Origin of the sequence: Ralstonia condita, from assembly GCF_958405655.1 — a bacterium.
In the GTDB taxonomy this organism is placed as follows: Bacteria; Pseudomonadota; Gammaproteobacteria; order Burkholderiales; family Burkholderiaceae; genus Ralstonia; species Ralstonia condita.
Genome location: NZ_CATYWO010000001.1, coordinates 650,904 through 669,763 on the forward strand (window position 1 = coordinate 650,904; position 18,860 = coordinate 669,763).

Here is an 18,860-nt window from a genome sequence, read left to right on the forward strand (position 1 = left end):
GGGCTCAGCTTGCGTGAATGGATTGGAGGTTCATCTTGCCGGTCTCCAGGTCGAGCGAACTCTGGGCCGTAAACGCCATCGGATACGGGTCCATGTGGATCAAACCGCGGATCTCAAAGACAAGCGTGTTGTAGCGCGTCGGCGCGTCTTCATCGCCCAGCGGGCGAACACCGAGCGAGCCGGGAATGAGTCGTGGCTCATAGTCCAGAATCGCCCGGCGGACGATCGAAACGATGTCGGTCCACTTGTGCGTCGAGAGATAGCTGCCGGCCACGGGCGGCACGCCGTAATTGACCGTCGAGCGCGCCACCGCTGGATACTTGGCGCGGTCGATTTCGTCTTCGCGGTTGGTGGTGTTGAGCAGGTAGGTCAGGTCGCGTTGGATAATCTCGCGTATCTGCGAGCGGCTCACCGTGTACTCGCTGGCGTTCTCGGTTTCCCGTAGCGGTGCATCGTCGCGCAGGCGGTCGAAGAGCGTCGGCAATAACTGCGTATTGGGCCGCTTGGGTGTGCGATGTCCGCTCATGCGCCGTGCTCGAAGGTCAGCGAGATGACGTCGAGCAGGCCAACGTCGCCCGTATCGGTCATCCACGTCTTTTGTCCCAGCGCAATGACGCCGGTCTGACCAACGTCGGTCCAATGCGTCTCGCGTGCCAGTTGGAGCGCCTCGACACTGTGCTCGGAACGCGAATAGCGCGCGGGCGTGAAGCCACGGCAGACGGCGCCGTCGATCAGGGTCACTGTGGCGGGCCGCCAGATCAGGTCGAGCAACCCTGTGACTGGCTGCATCTCCAGTTTGCGCATCTGCGTAAACGGCAGCCATGCATAGCGCCCCGCCGAAATCAGCTCGCACGTCGGCCCGTAGCGGGTATCGCTGTCGGTGATCCAGCCAAACGGCGTGCCATCGTGCGTGCCTGCGGGCGCGGCAGCCTCGGAGAGCGCCTGCTCGCGGCAGCGATCCGCTTTATCAAGGTTGTTTTCTCGAGCCAGCTTCAGCGCATCGAGTAGTGGCAGCATCCAAGCGGGGGATGCCAACAAGGCGCCCGGCTCGCGCTCGCCGTTGAGCACGGCAGCGCGGAAGATCTCGGCCCGGATCAAGTCTCGATAGACGTGCGCGGTCTGCGCAAAGTCGGGTGCCAACTGGGTAGCCATCTGCAATTGCTTGAGGGCACGCGGCCAATCCCCCACTAGGCAAAGCCACTGGAACAGCGGCCAGCGCGCGTCGAGTGCGGCGGGTTGCTGGCGCACGCGCGCTTCCGCAGCTTGCAAGGCGAGAGAAACCGATCCAGCGTCTTGAAGGACGGCGGTGAGCCCCGGGCTGAATGGCTGATTAGACACCAAGGCAATCGTGGTCATGGTTGTTCTTCTCCGGCTTGTGCCGCGGGCAGATAGGCGCTGTCCATCGACACCAGGTGATGCTCGCGGCGGGTCAATGCAGCGGTCATGCCGTGCCGCTGATGTGTGCCGATGTCACCGGCAAAGAGCAGCAAGACATCCGGCGTGGTGGGCGGCGTTAAGAGCCGGCGGGTGTCGAGAGAGTCCATCGTGCCGATGAGATCGTTGATTCCGGATGGCCCGGAGAGCAGATCGAGCAGGCTGCTGGCGTCACCATCGGTGCCTGCCCATGGATGCTTCGACGGCGTATCCGCCTCCGGCAGCGCGGTGGACCGCTCAACCAACGCCGATTGGCGGTAGGTGCTGGTCAACTCCGGGTTGCGCAGCACGGCCTCTGCTTCACGCTGAAGCTGCGCCAACGGGTCCAACATCGCATCCTGCACCTCCCGCGAGGGCAGGTGAGGCATGGGCGTGCCGGTGTGTCGCAACAAGGCAAACGGGTCGTCCAGATTCCGCATCGCGTCGCCGCGTCCTGCGGGTACGAGATCGTCGAGTAAGCCGCCCTCGTGCTGGTTGAGTTGTTGGTGCTCCATGATTTCCACGCGCAAATAGACTGAAAGATTGAAACGCAGCACATGATATTTGCAAGCGCGATGCATTTCGTAATGCAAATTATTTTAAATTCAATATTCTCAATATAAGAATTAAGTAAAATATAATTCAAGGATTCGGATGAAATAAATTGTCAATATTCATGGAGGGGCGCATTTCTGTGTGTCTCGTATGTTATTTGTGGTGCTCTCGGGTGTTGATCTATATTAAAACATAGGGCTTGGAGATGACCGTCTGACAAGGGTATTTTGTGTTTCTTTTTCATAACATGATTTCTGACGTTGTTGGCGCAAGAAATGTAAATTAGCATTGAAATTTGTAGTGCATAATTTCAATTGCGCTGAGTGGTTGGTCCAACGTATTCTAAAAATAAGAGCCAATTCAGGCCGCCCGGAATAGGTGGTCGGAATTTCAAGGGAATTCACAAGAATAGTTTCAATGGATATATCGCGTCAGGCGCTGTTCGGCCGACTCAATCCCACCCTGTTCAAGGCCATCGAGAGCGCGACAGCGTTCTGCAAGTTGCGCGGCAACCCGTATGTGGAGGTGGTGCACTGGCTGCATCAGTTGCTGCAGGCGCCGGATGGCGATCTCCAGCGGGTTTTGACGTACGCGGGCGTGGACCGGTCCGTGCTTGATGCTGACTTGACCCGCGCGCTGGCCGCGTTGCCGACTGGCGCCACGTCCATCAGCGACTTCGCCTTCCAGATCGAAACCGCCATCGAACGTGCCTGGGTGTTCGCCACGCTGGGCTTTGCTGACGGCCGTGTGCGCGGTGCCTATCTGCTGACCGCGCTGCTCAAGACGCCGGAGCTGCGTCGCACGATGCTCGCCATCTCGAACCAGTTCGCCAAGGTGCGCGTTGACGATTTGGTGGAGACCGTGCCAGCGTTGGTCGCGCAATCGCCGGAGAGTGGCGAGGCTGCCTATGACGGCAGCGGTCTGGAGTCCGCCACGCCTGGCGAGGCCAGTGGTGCCATGGCTGCATCCAAGTCGGGCAAGTCCGCGCTGGGCCAGTATTGTCGCGATCTCACCCAGGCGGCCCGTGCTGGCGAACTCGACCCCGTCATCGGCCGTGAGCACGAAATCCGCACGATGGCGGACATTCTGCTGCGTCGCCGTCAGAACAATCCGCTTATCACGGGCGAAGCCGGTGTCGGCAAGACCGCAGTGATCGAAGGCTTGGCCCAGGCCATTGCCTCTGACGAAGTGCCTCCGAGCCTGAAGGGCGTACGGTTGCTCAGCCTGGATGTCGGCGCGCTGTTGGCCGGCGCGAGCATGAGGGGCGAGTTTGAGGCGCGCCTGAAGGGCGTACTGGAGGAGGCCGCCAACCGGTACAAGGAATCAGCCAGCGATTCGCTCAACGCCAACCGCAAGACCTTCGAAGGGAAAGACGCCTACGCCGAGCAACGCGAAACCGGACATGGCGACGCCGCCAGCGAGGCGTCCATGCGTTACGACCAAAACGCCGGCATTCGACAAAAAGCGCGCCGTGCGATCTACGACGGCAGCGGTGGCAAGCAATGGTTTGGCCCCGATGGCGCGCTCAATTTTTTTGGCAAGCGCTTCAACGAAGACGACATCAGCAAGATGAGCGCAGCCAAGCACGTCGACATCAATGGCACGGACTTTGGAGCATTTGAAAAGACCCAGCGCATGGGCTTGCTTGCGAAGGGCGCCGACCAGCAGGCGACCAACCACTCCACCATCCTGACCAACCCCGAGCACAGCGAGCACGTGCTGGCCTATGACGTGGACGTGGGGCTGTGCCAGTTCAGCAATGCGCAGATGAACCAGTTGCGCAGGATGGCGGATTGGCGGTGGTGTGAGCCGAAAGAAGAATACGGCGACTATTTCCCGCCGGGGCGAGATGCCGACAAAGACATCGAATTCGAGTATTACGGCACGGCTCAATTGGGAGGAAAGAAGCTGATGGAGGTCGCCAAGTTCGACCCAGAGAAGGGGGCGCTTTCCGTTCTCAAGATTGAGGCTGAGCGCAACTGGGCTCCGGTCCTGCAATCGCAGCACAAACCGAAGAACTCCGACTCGCGCTACGCATGAGGACCTGCATGTCTAACCTGTTTCGTTTGAATTTGCGCAGGCGCACGGTTGTGGTTACCAAGATGCTGGCCACGACTTGCCTGCTGCTGACCGCCTGCCATTCTGGAGTTTCGATGTCTGCCAACTACTCTCGCAAGCCCGTGGCTTGGCCACGAATGCAAACCGCTGGCGCACAAGCCGACTGCGCCAAAGCACCTGCCGCCGTGGTGCTGGGCGTGCAGTGGCTCAACCCGCTGATGCGACGCAGCTACCCCACCCAATGGAACCTGCTGTGGGTACAGGGGCTGGCGCAGCCCAATGCGAATGACCGTGAGGCGGCGCGGTTCAAGTTGGGGGGCGCAGTGGGGGAGTTGACTCTTGGCATGCCTCGCAACCAGCGACTGGAGGACTATCCAAACGTCAAACGCGACCGATTTGTTGGAGCTTTCAGTAAGTTACTAAGCAAACCACTAAGCACCTTCAGATCTTATCCGGCTGATCCGAATTACTTCTACTCGATTCGCACGGGAACGAGTCGTCCTGATTACATCGACGCGATCGTGTTCGCTGGTATGCCGCGGGAATGGCTCAATACACCGACGTACTTCAATGACCAGAACCTAGACAGTGGTCAAAAAGAGTTGCTAGATGACCAGAAAGCCATGGGCATTCCTGCGCCCAGCTATTTGGCCTATGACTCCGCGCACGCAGAAGAGCGCATGCGGGACTATTGGGTGACCTTGCACAAAAACGATCGGGGTGAAACCGTTCGCGGTGCGCCCGCAAACGAAACAATGATCATCGGCGAGCGGACTTTGACGCTGCAAGGTGCGCGGCGGCTTGTCTTTGACAAGGTGGCAAATAGCGCCGGCGCCAAGAGCATGATGTTCAATCCCACGGGCAGGCTCCCGCAGATCGTGCTCAAGGCTGGCGATGAAACCGTCGGCTTCTACGATCTGCAAGAGGCTCTCAAATTCTTAGCTGAGAATCCCAACAAGCTGGTGTGGGTGTGGAACATGGATGCGCCCAACTACCCCATGGGGGAGCAGACCAACGAGAACAGCACCCTCCTGATCCTCGGCCATCCGAGCGCGGATTGGGGCTATACACCGCTGGCTTCTGTCTATGCTCCGCACCACCACGAAGGCGGTATCGATGCCAAGTCCGCCAACCCCGGCGGTGCGTGGAGCGACTTGATGCAAGCGGTGCAAGGGCAAGTGCCTCAGAGCCAACCGGTCGAACGCGTCTATTACGACGTACAAAAGCACGCCCCCAACATCACCACGCTGATGGGCCCGCTGCGTGCCGCCGTGCATCAGCAATGGCCTGACTTGGACCAGGTCACCAATATCTACAGCGTGTCCGAGCACATGGAAGGGCCAGCGCGGGCAGCGAGCTTTGCCACCAATGCTGCGTTTGCCGCTGCCTATGCCAACCAAAGTGGAAAGAGTGCGGTCGTCACCAGCGTGGCCGATGCCACCGATAGCTGGGCCGTGTTGATTGGCCCGCCGCCGGGTTGGAAGCCGTCGCCACAGATTACGCAGTGGGATCGCGCGCGGGGCGAGGGCCGGGCGTATTGGCCGTGGTTTGGCAATCCAATTAACAACAAATAATGCAGCGTGGGACAAGCGGAGGCACGAGAGCTGTCTAGGCGCTTATCCAAATTTTGTCTCCCAACCAAGAGTCATAAAGAAGATGGTGTTATGCGAAATTCTTATTCGTTGAAGTACGGAATAACGGCTGGACTGGCGGCATTTTGCGTGCTGCTGTCTGCTTGCACTACTACGGCACCGGGAGTGCTTCAGCCCGGAAAACAGGATCTGCAGACATCGCAATTGGAGGCGAAGAAATTTGGGCGCAAGTTCCGGTTGATGCGTCCTGCAGATAACCGGCCGGTTGCGAATAGACGATATGAAATCGTCAATCAGGACGGCACTGTAGTGATGGCGGGAGTCACCGACGAGCATGGCGAGACCGGTTTGTATGAGACGGACAAGCCGGAGCGCGTTTCAGTCAGGTTTGCACGGTAGAGCTACATCGCATTTGAAGCTGGAAACACTTTTGATAAGTGAACAAAGGAGATGCCAACGCAATGAGATCTTTAACTAAATGGGCATCGGCCGCCCTCGCCGTTGCCATCGGCCAATGGCCCACTCAGGCCAATGCCGACATCACTGCCTGGCAAGCACGGGAGTTGAGGAAGATGGCCGGCACCCAAATGCAGCTGGCCGCCACCATGGCGGTGGGCTACATGGTTGGCATGGTCGAAGGTTGTGCACAGGCTCACTCTTCGTTACGTAAGTATGCAGATACGGCTCTGGGTGCATTCGGCATGGACGGCGCATTCGTTTCATCGGAGCTCGGCTCGTGTCTTGATATGCGGCGCGCGCCCGACGAAAGCATGTGCCGTAGCTTGATCCAACAAGCCAAGCCGCCACAAAGCATGGATGCGCTGGAGGCGTTCTTCGAAGCGTCAAGCGCGAAAGTCGCGGCAGGGATGGTCGAATCGTGCCACGCGAAATTCAAGAACGATGTACGAACAGCGATGGCCGTTGAAGCAGCGATGTTTGAGTTGGCCGGCATCGTTGAAGGTTGCGCGCAATCCCACCCCTCTTTACGTCCGAGCGCGGTAGCGACTTACGCAGAACTTGGCATGAAGACGGACCTATCAACGGTGTTTGGTGCATGCCTGGATAAGGGCCATGCGCCTGACGAAAGCACGTGCCGCAGCTTGATTCAGCACGCCAAGACTCCAGAGAGTGTGGATGCGTTGTCGGCCTTCTTCAGGCTGCCCGGTGCGCAGTCCGCGAAGAAGATGGTCGCAGCGTGCAAGTAACAGATACAGAAAATTCTAGGGGAGTGAACAAATAATGAATCGTCGGCTATTTCTTTGCGCATCGGCGCTGCCGCTGCTCGGTCTAGGCGGGTGCGCCACCAAGGCGCTGTACAAGAAAATCTCAGAAAAAGAGTACAGGGATTACAAGGAGCCCGTCAGCCAAATCCTGGTCAGCAGCGACGGCAAGAAGATCGTCGTGCTTGGGGAAACCTATCACTACATCTTCGATACACCACCCAAGCTGATCGAAGTTCTTGACTCGCCGCTGCATCCGAAGCTCTCAGCAGTGATGCGTCAGTTCGATGTCACGCCGAACGGCGACATCAATGGCAGCTTCTTCTTGCTATTGCCAAAAGATGCTACCGATGAAGACGAGCAATTGGCGCAGGCGTACGGGTTCAAAAAATCGAATGGCGAGCGCACGAGCCAGAACTTTGAGCTGAACGGCAAACGCTATAGCGCTAGGGGCTTCACGATACCCGCGACAGGCCAGACAAAGAAATTCAACCAACCCTATAGCGTATGTGTTCGGGAGGAGTTGCCTATTGGCGGCAAGGTAGCCCTGGCGGTGCTGACCCCTGTAACAGTTGCAGCAGATGGAGTGCTGGCTCTCTTGACAGTCGGAGGAGTGATCGTGCTGGCCCCGTTTGCTGCCATCGGCATAGGCGGTTTTTTTACAATGCGAGCGATGGATAGGTAGGCGAAACGTGTCCGCACAAATCATCACCGTAGGCGACACCGGCACCCACGGCGCTGTCGTCATCACCGGCTCCCTCACCAGTAAAATCCGCGGCCGCCCCATCGCCCGCCTGGGCGACCTCGTCAACTGCCCGACGCACGGCGTCAACCGCATCATGAACGTGGGCGGCACCGCCAAAGTCGACGGCATTCTCATGGCCCACGCGGGCGACGGCACCGAGTGCGGCTGCATCCTCATCGGCAGTCAGCCAGGCAAAGCATGATGTTCCGTTTGCTGATGCTGTGGGTGCTGTCGCTGGCGCTCGCAGCGTGCTCCACCGCGCCCGCGCAGCCCGAGCAAATGAAGCTCGACCTGTCCATCGAGGCCAAGGGCACCATCAACCCCGACGAGAAGGGCAGGGCGTCCCCCGTGCTCGTTCGCCTGTACGAGCTCAAGACCACCAGCAGCTTCGAGCAGGCCGACTACTACTCCCTCGAATCGACAGACCGAACCGTGCTGATGCAGGACTTGCTCGCCCGCGACGAATTCATCCTGCGCCCCGGCGAGTTCCAGGACATCGAGCGCAAGCTCAACCCCGACTCGCAAGCGTTGGGCTTCCTGGTCGGCTACCGCGATCTGGGCAAGGCCACCTGGCGCACCATCTACAAGCTGCCACCCGCGCCCGAAGCCGCTTGGTATCGCGCCGCCATCCCCGCCCGCAAGGTCAAGCTGCACATCCTGCTCGACCAGCAAGCCGTTACCGTATCCAAACCTGACTGATTTTTATGAGCTGGTACAACAAAGTCGTCTGGAGCGAAGGGCTGTTCTTGCGCCCGCAGCTCTTCCAGCAGCAGGAGCGTTATCTGGAGCATTTCGCCCACAAGCGCGCTGCCGCCTTGAGCCCATTCTTCTGGGGCTTCCACGATTTCGCGGTCGATGCGGAAGCACTGGCGCTGGGCAAGCTCGTCGTCTCCGGCGCGGCTGGCCTCTTTCAGGATGGCACACCGTTTGATGCGCCCGCACACGCCAAGCTGCCGCCGCCGCTGGCACTGCGTCACGAGCACCTGAACCAGACCATCTATCTGGCCGCCCCCATCCGCACGCCAAACACGGAAGAAACCACCTTCGAGGATGCGCAAGACTCCCTGGCCCGCTACCGTAGCTTCGAAGAAGAGCTGCTGGACGCCAACTGCATCGGCCAAGGCCCCAAACTGGTCCAGCTGGCCGACCTGCGTCTGCGCCTGCTGCCTGAGAAAGAACTCACCGAATCGTGGTTGGGCCTTCCCCTGACCAAGGTGATCGAAATCCGTGCCGACGGCAGCGCGCGTCTCGACGCGGCAATGATCCCGCCCGTCAATGTCTACTCGGCCAGCGCCTTGCTGCAATCATGGCTGGGTGAAGTGCACGGGCTGCTGCGCTTGCGCGCTAGCGCCATGGCCGAACGCCTAACGGCTTCCAGTACCCGCGGCGGCGATGCGGCGGAAATTTCCGAATACCTGATCCTGCAGTTGTTTAACCGCTTCGAGCCAGTGTTCGCGCACATGCTCAGCGCTAAAGCAACATCGCCCGAAGCCCTATACGTTGAACTGACCGCATTTGCGGGTGAACTGTCCACCTTCGTGCGCATAACAACACGCCGCCCGAAGGACTATGCCCCATATCGGCATGACGAGCCCCACACCTGTATCAAACCGGTTGTGGACGATCTGCGTTTCCTGTTGAACGTGGTGCTGGAGCGCAGTGCTCAACGCATTGAGTTGCGTAATGAACCCAACGGCGTACAACTGGCCGTGCTGGAGCCAACGGAGTTCGAGCGATTTGGCACCTTCGTGCTCGCGGTGGGCGCACAGATGCCCGCCGATACGCTGCAGCAACAGTTCCCGGCCCAAGCCAAGGTCGGGCCGTCCGCGCGTCTCGCTGAATTGATCCGCTCGCACTTACCAGGCATCGCGCTGCAAGCCATGCCTGTACCGCCGCGCCAGATTCCGTTCAACGCGGGTCAGGTCTATTTCGAGTTGGATCAGAACCACCCGCTGTGGGCGCAGGTTCAGCGCTATGGCGGACTCGCGCTGCACGTGGCGGGCAACTTCCCCGAATTGCGTCTTGAATTGTGGGGGGTGCGCCAATGAACGCTCCCGTCACGACAGACTTGGACAATCGCCTCGCTCAGACGCCCGACGCGATGGCGGAAGGCCCCGACACCGTGCGGCCAACTCCATCGCAAGCCGCCAACGACCCGCTGCGCGGCAAGCGCAAGCCCATCGAGCAACGTGTCGCAAAAGCCCAGCAAGCCGCCAACCCGCTGCTGGCCGCCGCCCGGCCGTTGGTGCGGGCGCTAGCGGACATGCCAGCCACGCTGCGCGTCGATCAGGTCGTCCTCCTCAAATCCGTCCTCATCGAGGAACTGCACGATTTCCAGACCGTTTGCGAGCGCGCCAACATCCGCGCCGAACATATTCTGGCCGCACGCTACTGCCTGTGCACGGCGCTGGACGAAGCCGCGCAAGGCATGCCGTGGGGCCAGTACGTCTGGGCGAACAACAGCTTGCTCATTCAGATGCACGGTGAGCACGAGGGCGGCGAGAAAGTCTTCCATGTGTTGGGCCGTCTGGTGAACAGCCCGGCCGAGCACATCGACGTGATCGAGCTGATCTACTACCTGCTCTCGCTGGGCTTCGAGGGCCGGTACCGCAACATCACGGACGGCGAACGGCAGCATCTTGCGATTCGCCAGCGTCTGTATGACCTGATTCGCCAGCACCGCGGACCCGTGCCGCGAGAGCTTTCCCCGAATTTGCAGGTCGCTCTGCCACGACGGTTCTCGATGATCCGCACGGTGCCCATCTGGTTGAGCGCCGCCATCCTCGGGCTGGCCGCCTTTGGTCTGTTCGCTTGGTACAAGTACCAACTTTCCGTGCGTGCGCACGAACTGGAGCAGCAGATTCAGGCTATAGGCAGGATTACCCCACCGCCGCCACCCAAAGTGGCGCTGCGTCTGGCGGAGCTGCTCAAGGACGAGATCGCACGCGGTGTGGTGACCGTCAAGGAAGACGCTCACCAGAGCGCGGTCACTTTCCGTGGCGACGACATGTTCGGCGGTGGCCGCGCGGGCGTCAACGCCAAGGTCCTGCCGTTGCTGGACAAGGTAGCAGACGAGATCGCCAAGGTGCCCGGCAAGGTCACCATCATCGGCCACAGCGATAACCAGCCGATCAGCACGGCGGAGTTCGCATCGAATCAGGTCCTTTCCGAAGAGCGCGCGGTGCACGTCGCCGAATACCTGGCTGGCAAGGGCGTCGTACAGAACCGCATCGAAGCCGTAGGCAAGGGCGACACCGAGCCTGTGGCGGACAACACGACGTGGGCAGGCCGGGCGAAAAATCGCCGGGTCGAGATCATCGTCTCGCAGTCATGAGAAGCCAAGCATGAAATTCTTGAATCGACTGGGATCGGCCATTTTTTCCTGGCAAATGCTGGGCCTGTTGGCGATCCTTCTGGTGACCGCAGCGGTCTGGTGGATTGGACCGCTCTTGAGCGTGGATGGCATCGTGCCGCTGGCCGGTGTCGGCGTGCGCGTGGCGATCATCGTGCTGCTGCTGGCGCTCTACGCCTTCCTGCTGCGTGGGTTGCCAGTGTTCTTCGTGATGGCCGCCGCGCTATGCCTGTTGATCTGGCACGTGGGGCCCATGTTGGCCTTCGGTGAGCATCACCCGCTGCAAGACACGACACCTCGCCTGCTGTTGATCGGTGTCATCGTGCTGGTGTCGGCCGTCTACTTGTTTTACCTGCTCTGGCACCGCATCCGCACGGACGAAGGATTCCGGAACCGGATATTGGATGCTGGCAAGAAGAGCGTCGATGAGTCAGCCCCCGAGGGCGATACCAAGACCGTGACAGCCAGCGTCGATGCGGCCATGCGCCAGTTGAAGGCGCTGCGTACCGGCAGTGGTTTGGCTCGGCTGTTCGAGGGACGGCGCTATCTGTACGAGTTGCCGTGGTATCTCACGCTGGGCATTGCTGGCGCAGGCAAGACGAGCGCGTTGAGCAACGCCGGTCTGCGCTTCCCCGTGGGCGGCAGCCCAGACGTATCCGCCCGCTCCGAGGATGGTCCCACCGTCCCCGCATGGCGCTTCACCAACGAGGCGGTGCTGATCGACACCGTCGGCAACACCACCAGTCAGGCGCGTAAGCCCGAAGCGGTGCGTGCCGAATGGGACAGATTCCTCGGCCTGCTGCGCAAAGTCCGCGGCCGCGCACCTGTCAACGGCGTGGTGGTCACAGTCAGCGTGGCCGATTTGGTTCAGCAAACGCCACAGGAGCGCGCCAGCGAGGCCCTCAAGATTCGCTCGCGCCTTGAGGAGTTGCGAGAGAGGCTGGGGATCCAGTTCCCAGTCTATGTCGTGGTCAGCAAGCTCGACCAGTTGAGCGGCTTCGCACAGTATTTCCAATACCTGGGTAGCGAAGGGCGCACCCAATCGTGGGGCTTCAGCTTCCCGGCGGACCGTAAGGTCAAGCGCGACGAGGTATTACCCCCCGTCGGTGCGCTTTGTCAAACCGAGATGGCTGCCTTGGGCGCGCGTCTGGTCGCACGCGAAACCGACCGGTTCAATGAGGAATTCGATCTGAATCGGCGCGCTGCGTTGGTGGGGTTGGTTGAGGAGTTCGATGCCCTGACCGACCCGCTGTCCGACCTGGTCGACCAAATTTTTGCGGACTCACGCTACGACAACACGCAGGTCAAGGCGACGCTGCGCGGCGTCTACTTCACCAGCGCGGCACAGACCAGCGAGTCGGTGATCGCCGCCAACGATGCCGTGCTGCTGCGCGTGCTCGATGCGGATGCGGACAAGGCCGAAGAGCGTGGCCGAACCGCCGGTTCCGACAGCTACTTCTTGGCTGACCTCTTCAAGCGGGGGATTTTCCCGGAGGCGCATCTCGTGCGGCCGAATCTGCGCTGGGAGTTCCGCTTCCGCCTGCTCCGCCTGATGGCCCACACCTCGATGCTGGCCCTTGTGCTGTGGCTGGTGGCGGGCTTGTACGCAAGCTTCGGGCACAACAGCCACTATCTCGACGTCGTGCGGGACAAGGCCCGCGCCCTGAGCGCACGGGTGACGGACTTCTACAAGAAGCCGGAAGCGGATGGCGTGCCGGATTTGCTCGCCCAGGCGAATGACTTGCCGGCCTACACCAGCCTGAATCTGACCGCGCCTCCGTTGAGCTGGCGCTATGGGCTGTATTCCGTCCCGACGGTGCTGGCTGTGTCCACCGCCACACACGTCAAGCTCGAGGACAACCTGCTGGTACCGTATCTGGTGCGCCGCGTGGAATCGGTGCTGTCCGCCGCCATCGCCAGCAAGGACGCCAAACTGACCTACGACACGCTGCGCGTCTACCTGATGCTGTACGAAAAGGATCCGTTCAGTGCATCCGACGTACGAAGCTGGGTGCAGACCGACTGGGCGACCGGAGGTGCAGACGCGTTTGGCGGCCGCGTTGCCGTGGTTGAACACCTGAACAGCCTGCTCGATGGCAGCCGCCCGATTCTGTCGCCGTACGCCAAGAACGAAACACTCATCAAATCCGCTCGGGATTTCCTGGACGGTAACACGTCGACGGAGCGTCTGTACGACCGAGCCAAGGCCGCCATGATGGAGGAGGCGCCAGCGGACTTCACCTTGGTACGCGCGATCGGGCCACAGGCCGGAACGGTGTTCTCCCGCGCCAGCGGGGAGCCGTTGGAACGCGGTGTCCCAGGCTTGTTCACCTATGCGGGTTATCACAACCTGTTCAATGCACGCCTGCCCGAGTTCGTGAATAAAGCCCAGGCGGTGGATGCGTGGGTCATGGGACGAGGCGGGCTCGGCGCTCAAAAAAAAACGCTTGAGGGCGCGGCCGGCAAGCTGACGGGCGACGATCCACTCACGAAGGAAATCCGTCGCTTGTATCTGACCGAGTATGCCGAGCGATGGACGGACTACCTCAAGGACATTCGGGCACTGACGGGCAACAACCTCGCTTTCGATCTGGAGGTCTTGCGCAACTTCGCCGCGCCTGATTCGCCGCTGGCGCGTCTAGGACGTGCCGTGGTGCAGGAGACGACGCTGAGTCAGCCGCCCAGTAACCCGGAGGATCAGTCCTTGGCGGACAAGGCGTTGGCCGTCCTGGACAAGAAGTCCGACAAGATCAGCGGTTTCGCCACCCGAGCCGAAGCACGGCAGGAGCGCGAACTTGTGGATGGCCGCTTCGCAGCCTTGCGTGAGGTCGTGACGGGCCAGGCCGATGTGACGGCTGCCAACGCGCAGGCAGGAAACAGCAAGCCACGGCTGGACGCCATCGCCGGCATGGTCAATGCGTACTACACCACGCTCGTGGTCGCTAGCAACGCCATTGAAACACGCAACCTGCCGCCGCAAGCCGAAGCCGGCGCGCAATTACGCATGGAGGCTGCCAAGCTGCCGGCACCGTTCAAGGAAGTGCTAGCCAACCTGGTGGTGCAGGGCTCGAGGGATGTCAACAAGGGCATCGGCGACATCCTGATTGCCCAGATGAACGCCGTGATTGGCGAAAGCTGCCGTAGCGCCATTGACGGTAAATACCCCTTTACGCCTACGTCAAAGCTGGATGTGGACCTGGAGGACTTTGCGCGGGTGTTTGCTTCCGGAGGCGTTCTGGACGATTTCTTCCAGAAGGTGCTGGCCCCGCACGTGGATACCACTATCTCCCCCTGGCGCTACACGCTCAGCGCGCCGGACGTGCCGCCAATAATGGGGCCGAGCCTGGTGCCGTTCCAGCGCGCCAAGGAAATCCGCGAGGTGTTCTTCCGGGATCCGGGCGCTAGGAAGATGGCCTGGAAGGTGGATATGAAGGTCGTCGAGCTTGACCCGGAGATTGTCGAGCTGAACATGGACTTCGACGGAGAGAGCCAGCGTTACGTCCACGGGCCGGTGAGCCCGCTCAAGGTCACGTGGCCAGGCCCGCGCGGCGGGCAGGGCGCTGAGATTACCGCCAACCCGCGCGTGCGCCCGGAGACGTCCACGCTGACGGCGTCAGGTCCATGGTCGCTCATGCGAGTGATTGCCAAGGGCAAACTGGCGAGTTCGGCGTCGGCCAGCCATTTTGTGGCCGAGTATGACTTTGACGGCCGCAAGGCCAAGCTCGACATCAACACCGGTAGCCTGCCGAACCCGTGGACCACGGGTTTGCTGCAAGGCTTTCAGTGTCCGGGGAGGTCGGGGTGATGGGCGCGCCGTCGAAGAACCACCTACTCAGGCTTGCCCAACCTCTGTTTTGGCTGCTGGACGAGTTGTCGCCGGAGTTGGAATCGCTGGCACGGCTGGATGCGCTCAAATCCGAAGCGCGTGCACGTCTGGCGACCTACAAGGCCGCCAGCCATGCAGCCGGACACAAGGCTGACGGCGTGGAGGCAGTTCACTACTGCTTCTGTGCCGCGATGGATCAAGCAGGAAGCCGAGTGCGTGGCCGTGCCAACAGCCTGCGTGGCGCATGGCTCCAGCCTGGCCTGCTGGCCGAGCTTTACGGCGAGAACAGTGCCGGCCACCGTTGCCGCGCCTGGATCGCTACCTTGCTGCAAGCCCCGAACGTATTCGGGGATGCGCTCGAAGTGCTCGGCCAACTGATCGACCGTGGGCTGCGTGACGAATATGGGGCACCGTTGCCGCGACCGGAGCCAGCACGCCACAGCACGGCAGTACCCGTGCCGCTGGCTGCCGCCGCTGCCGTACCAAGTCCGATACCGGTCTTAAGTGCAGCCGACCCTGGCCCGAAGATGTTTTTCGTACACGAGGAACCGCAGAAGCGCAGCCGCGCCCCCGTTGTTATTGCGGCCATCGTCGCAGTGCTGGCGGTTATGCTTGCGCTGGTGGTCTATTTGCAGCACCGCGCCAACCAAGCATTGACGGACAAGGTGAATCAGCTCTCCACTCAGGTTGCCTCCGTCGAGTCCGCGCAAAGCGATGCCTTGGCGCATATGGTGGTCAGTGCCGACCTCGGATTCGCGCCAGGCCGGGCAGAGCTGACATCAATGCTCGCGCGTCAACTGGATCAGCTTGCAACGGCCCTGGCCACAACGCGTGGCGTGATCAAGATCGTGGGCCACACAGACGACTCGCCCGGTCCAAAAGGGAGCCTGGAGTCGAATCTTGCGCTGTCCGAAGCTCGCGCCATGGCGGTTGGACGCTATTTGCACGGGCGAGGCATTGCAATGGGCAGGATGGTCATCATCGGGCGTGGCGCACAAGACCCGATTGGGGATAACCGGACCGCTGCGGGCAGGGCGTTGAACCGGCGTGTGGAAATCACGCTGGATCGCTTGCGAGACGCGGCGTCCTGAGTCCACGGTGGTGCGCCTCGGCCAGCTCGACGACACCAAGACCTTCGATACGCTGGAGCAGATGCAAGCAACCACAATCGAACGATCTGGCAGCGTTCAAGCCTGACTTGCTGGCGACCAAGGACGTGTGTTGCGGTCGAACGCCAGCGCCAGCATTGGCTAGCTCATGAACGAGGAAGCGGAATTCGTGCGCATGGTGGCGTTCTTGCGCGACATAGGCGGGGATGCGACGTGGAAGCAGGTTGTGCCCAAGAAGCAGTGGAAGATTTGGGCGGCTAGTATGGCAACACGGCCCTGTCGGCTTATTTCATGGAGGAAAAGCATGTCTATCGCGCAGACTCAAGCCGAGCGTAGCCGTTTCGCTTAGCTGACAGCCCCGCATCATCAGTAGTTGGACGGTGACACCGTGGAATTTGGCGACTTACCCGAATGCGAGCGCTCGGTTGATAAGGGGCAGCATTTCTCCCACGTTGGCATCCAGCGACTCAAATTCGTCGTCGAGACCACCCTTGCGGGCCAGGGCGTCAGCATTCAGGGCTTGTAGCCAGAGAGCTGCTACTTGGTCGGGGAGTTACTGGATAACCGAAATGGTTTTGAGCCGGGCTTGGGTATCCCGCTTGAGGAACGCATCGATCGAATTCTGGTTGGCCCGCTTGGCTCGGGCCTCGGCAAGCTGCCGGTCGGTTTCGACGGTGAACTTGACGCAAGCGGTTTTGGCCTCCCGGTAATCGCGGCCCAATCGCTTGATGAAGTTGGCCTGGCCAAGTTGGTCGCGTAAATCCTTGGGGATGGGGCGGACGAGTTTGTAACCGTGGTCGTCCTTGCGCATGTAGAGGGGGGCGTGTCAGCTTCCTGTGCTGAGCGAGCCTTGCGCTGCCGTTGTGTACCAGTCATGTGTACCAGTTAGGGGCAAAAACTCCCCTGTCTATCGGCAAATCAATGACTTGGCTTGAATTGGCGGAAGCGGTGAGATTCGAACTCACGGATGGGTCACCCCATCGGCAGTTTTCAAGACTGCTGCCTTAAACCACTCGGCCACGCTTCCTTGATGTACAGATTGCAGCTCGCGCATTGCACGCGAGGCCGCCATTGTAACGGCTGCGCAAAGCGGCGCAACCCTCAATGTTCGTCGTCGGGCAGGAACAGCGTCTGAAGGTCGTTGAGGAATCGCTGCCCCAGCGCCGTCGGGCGGATGGCGGCGTGGTCGCGCGCGAGCAGGCCGCGCTGCTCGGCCGCATCAAGTTCGCGCTCGACCGTACGCAGGGGCAGGCCGGTGCGTTCCTGGAACAGCGTGACCGGGAAGCCCTCTGTCAGCCGCAGCGCATTGAGCATGAACTCGAACGGCAGGTCAGCCGCGTCGACTTCGCGCTGTTCCTGGACAACTGCAGCGCCTCCGGTCGTTTCCGCATGACGCAGGTAGGTGTCCGGATGCTTGTGTCGCATTTCACGGATGACCCGATGCGGAAAGCTTAGCTTCCCGTGCGCGCCCGGGCCGATGCCGAGGTAATCACCGAACTGCCAGTAGTTCAGGTTGTGCTTGCAGCGCTTGCCCGGCTTGGCGTAGGCCGACACCTCGTAATGCTCGTAGCCGGCAGCGGCGAGGCGCGCGTGGATCCAGTCGTGCATGGCAAACGCCGTATCTTCGTCCGGCAGTGCGGGCGGGTACTTGGCGAAATACGTGTTGGGTTCCAGCGTCAGGTGGTAGAGCGATACGTGATTCGTGTCCAACGCGAGCGCGGCTTCAACGTCGGCCTCGCACTCGGCGAGGGTCTGGTCGGGCAGCGCAAACATCAGGTCGAGGTTGATGTTGTCGAAATGCGCTTGCGCGATGTCGATGGCCGCGCGGGCCTCGGTGGCGCTGTGGATGCGGCCCAGCGCCTGGAGGTGCGCGTCATTGAAGCTCTGGATGCCGATGGAAAGCCGATTCACGCCGCTTGCGCGATAGCTGCGGAAGCGTTCGGCTTCGAAAGTGCCCGGGTTGGCTTCCATCGTGATCTCGGCGTCGGCATCGACCGGCAGCAGCATGCGGATGTCCGACAGCAGCCGGTCGAGACCTTGCGCCGACAGCAAGCTCGGCGTGCCTCCGCCAATGAAGATCGTGTGCACAGGCCGCCCCCACACCATGGGCAGCGCGGCCTCCAGATCCTGCCGGACGGCTGCCAGGAAACGTTCCTCCGGGATGCCTGCCTCCGGCTCCGCATGCGAGTTGAAATCGCAGTACGGACACTTGCGCACGCACCACGGCACATGCACATACAAGGACAGCGGTGGCGAGGCGGGCAAGCTGATCCTGCCCGGCTGCAGAAACACCGAGGTGACCTTGTCGCCGGTCTCGGCGGGTGTTGCGGAGGGTGCCTTGGGGGCGCCGGCGGGGTGAATCGGAATCATCGGACCTTCAAGCGTTTTCAAACAGGCGCAGCCGCTCGACCAGTTGCGTGAGTGCCTGGGCGCGATGGCTCACGGTGTTCTTCTCTGCCTTGGAGAGCTCTGCGGCGGTCTTGCCGAGGCCCGGCAGCAGGAAGTGCGGGTCGTAGCCGAAGCCACCATCCCCGCGCGGTGTGTCGATCACCTCGCCGAACCAGTTGCCTTCGGCGATGATGGGTTGCGGATCTTCCGCGTGTCGTACGTAGACCAGCACGCACACATAGTGCGCGTGGCGGTCGGCATTGCCAGCCAGTTCGCGCACGAGGCGTGCATTGTTGGCCGCGTCGGACTTCGGTTCGCCGACCAGTTGGGCGTAACGCGCCGAGTACACGCCAGGTGCGCCGCCAAGCGCATGCACGCAGATGCCGGAATCGTCAGCCAGCGCGGGCAGGCCCGAGGCGCGGCTTGCATGGCGAGCCTTGGCGAGCGCGTTTTCGACGAAGGTCACATGAGGCTCCTCCGCCTCGGGAATACCCAGTGCGCCCTGCGGCGTCACGTCAAAGCCAAGTGGAGCGAGCAGGGCGTTGAACTCGGCGAGCTTGCCGGCGTTGTTCGAGGCGAGAACGAGCTTGCGCATTGCAGCT

At 61.2% G+C, this 18,860-nt stretch carries 17 protein-coding genes, 1 tRNA gene and 1 pseudogene; 12 read left to right on the forward strand and 7 right to left on the reverse strand.

Annotation, left to right across the window (positions count from 1 at the left end; all coding sequences use genetic code 11):
* Positions 1 to 4: 4 nt before the first annotated feature.
* From tssE to R2N03_RS03000, 3 genes are read right to left on the reverse strand one after another with little or no spacing between them, the layout of a single operon-like run.
* A complete protein-coding gene (tssE, locus tag R2N03_RS02990) occupies positions 5 to 526 on the reverse strand; it encodes a type VI secretion system baseplate subunit TssE (protein WP_316654997.1) in 522 nt (173 codons plus the stop codon).
* The gene (locus R2N03_RS02995) at positions 523 to 1,356 is read right to left on the reverse strand and encodes a type VI secretion system accessory protein TagJ (protein ID WP_316654998.1); all 834 of its coding nucleotides are present in this window, start codon (positions 1,354 to 1,356) and stop codon (positions 523 to 525) included. The genes tssE and R2N03_RS02995 overlap by 4 nt, the downstream gene beginning before the upstream one ends.
* On the reverse strand, positions 1,353 to 1,970 hold the full coding sequence (locus R2N03_RS03000) for a TagK domain-containing protein (RefSeq protein ID WP_316655000.1): 618 nt from the start codon (positions 1,968 to 1,970) through the stop codon (positions 1,353 to 1,355). The genes R2N03_RS02995 and R2N03_RS03000 overlap by 4 nt, the downstream gene beginning before the upstream one ends.
* A gap of 415 nt (positions 1,971 to 2,385) precedes the next feature.
* Between R2N03_RS03000 and R2N03_RS03005 the strand changes: the two are divergent.
* From R2N03_RS03005 to R2N03_RS03060, 12 genes and pseudogenes are all read left to right on the forward strand, one after another.
* Positions 2,386 to 3,276: pseudogene (locus R2N03_RS03005) on the forward strand (Clp protease N-terminal domain-containing protein); the annotation flags it as partial.
* Between the two features lie 327 nt (positions 3,277 to 3,603).
* The gene (locus R2N03_RS03010) at positions 3,604 to 4,008 is read left to right on the forward strand and encodes an effector protein Tle3 domain-containing protein (protein WP_316656542.1); all 405 of its coding nucleotides are present in this window, start codon (positions 3,604 to 3,606) and stop codon (positions 4,006 to 4,008) included.
* A gap of 8 nt (positions 4,009 to 4,016) precedes the next feature.
* Entirely contained in the window at positions 4,017 to 5,600 is a 1,584-nt protein-coding gene (locus R2N03_RS03015) for a hypothetical protein (protein ID WP_316655002.1), read from the forward strand.
* A gap of 90 nt (positions 5,601 to 5,690) precedes the next feature.
* Positions 5,691 to 6,017: a hypothetical protein gene (locus R2N03_RS03020; protein WP_316655006.1), complete on the forward strand. Its 327-nt coding sequence runs from the start codon at positions 5,691 to 5,693 to the stop codon at positions 6,015 to 6,017.
* A 38-nt stretch (positions 6,018 to 6,055) separates the two neighbouring features.
* Positions 6,056 to 6,823: a hypothetical protein gene (locus tag R2N03_RS03025; RefSeq protein ID WP_316655009.1), complete on the forward strand. Its 768-nt coding sequence runs from the start codon at positions 6,056 to 6,058 to the stop codon at positions 6,821 to 6,823.
* A 34-nt stretch (positions 6,824 to 6,857) separates the two neighbouring features.
* On the forward strand, positions 6,858 to 7,523 hold the full coding sequence (locus R2N03_RS03030) for a hypothetical protein (protein WP_316655011.1): 666 nt from the start codon (positions 6,858 to 6,860) through the stop codon (positions 7,521 to 7,523).
* A gap of 7 nt (positions 7,524 to 7,530) precedes the next feature.
* A complete protein-coding gene (locus R2N03_RS03035) occupies positions 7,531 to 7,785 on the forward strand; it encodes a PAAR domain-containing protein (RefSeq protein ID WP_316655013.1) in 255 nt (84 codons plus the stop codon).
* Positions 7,782 to 8,282 carry a type VI secretion system lipoprotein TssJ gene (gene tssJ, locus R2N03_RS03040; protein WP_316655015.1) on the forward strand — a complete coding sequence of 167 codons (501 nt, stop codon included), beginning with the start codon at positions 7,782 to 7,784 and terminating at the stop codon, positions 8,280 to 8,282. The genes R2N03_RS03035 and tssJ overlap by 4 nt, the downstream gene beginning before the upstream one ends.
* A gap of 5 nt (positions 8,283 to 8,287) precedes the next feature.
* Entirely contained in the window at positions 8,288 to 9,631 is a 1,344-nt protein-coding gene (gene tssK, locus R2N03_RS03045) for a type VI secretion system baseplate subunit TssK (protein ID WP_316655017.1), read from the forward strand.
* Positions 9,628 to 10,917, forward strand: a complete 1,290-nt coding sequence (tssL, locus tag R2N03_RS03050) for a type VI secretion system protein TssL, long form (RefSeq protein ID WP_316655020.1) — start codon at positions 9,628 to 9,630, stop codon at positions 10,915 to 10,917. The genes tssK and tssL overlap by 4 nt, the downstream gene beginning before the upstream one ends.
* 10 nt (positions 10,918 to 10,927) lie before the next feature.
* Complete coding sequence (tssM, locus tag R2N03_RS03055; protein WP_316655022.1) at positions 10,928 to 14,740, forward strand: type VI secretion system membrane subunit TssM; 3,813 nt, start codon at positions 10,928 to 10,930, stop codon at positions 14,738 to 14,740.
* The gene (locus tag R2N03_RS03060) at positions 14,740 to 15,852 is read left to right on the forward strand and encodes an OmpA family protein (protein WP_316655024.1); all 1,113 of its coding nucleotides are present in this window, start codon (positions 14,740 to 14,742) and stop codon (positions 15,850 to 15,852) included. The genes tssM and R2N03_RS03060 overlap by 1 nt, the downstream gene beginning before the upstream one ends.
* 571 nt (positions 15,853 to 16,423) lie before the next feature.
* Here R2N03_RS03060 and R2N03_RS03065 read toward each other — a convergent pair.
* The 4 genes from R2N03_RS03065 to rdgB form a co-directional block, all read right to left on the reverse strand.
* Positions 16,424 to 16,681 (reverse strand): DUF6538 domain-containing protein, encoded by a 258-nt coding sequence (locus R2N03_RS03065; protein ID WP_316655026.1) that lies wholly within the window; start codon positions 16,679 to 16,681, stop codon positions 16,424 to 16,426.
* 126 nt (positions 16,682 to 16,807) lie between these two features.
* Positions 16,808 to 16,897: transfer RNA gene (locus R2N03_RS03070), tRNA-Ser, on the reverse strand.
* Positions 16,898 to 16,971: 74 nt separating this feature from the next.
* Positions 16,972 to 18,240: a radical SAM family heme chaperone HemW gene (gene hemW, locus R2N03_RS03075; protein WP_316655028.1), complete on the reverse strand. Its 1,269-nt coding sequence runs from the start codon at positions 18,238 to 18,240 to the stop codon at positions 16,972 to 16,974.
* Positions 18,241 to 18,247: 7 nt separating this feature from the next.
* Complete coding sequence (gene rdgB / locus R2N03_RS03080; protein ID WP_316655029.1) at positions 18,248 to 18,853, reverse strand: RdgB/HAM1 family non-canonical purine NTP pyrophosphatase; 606 nt, start codon at positions 18,851 to 18,853, stop codon at positions 18,248 to 18,250.
* Positions 18,854 to 18,860: the final 7 nt, after the last annotated feature.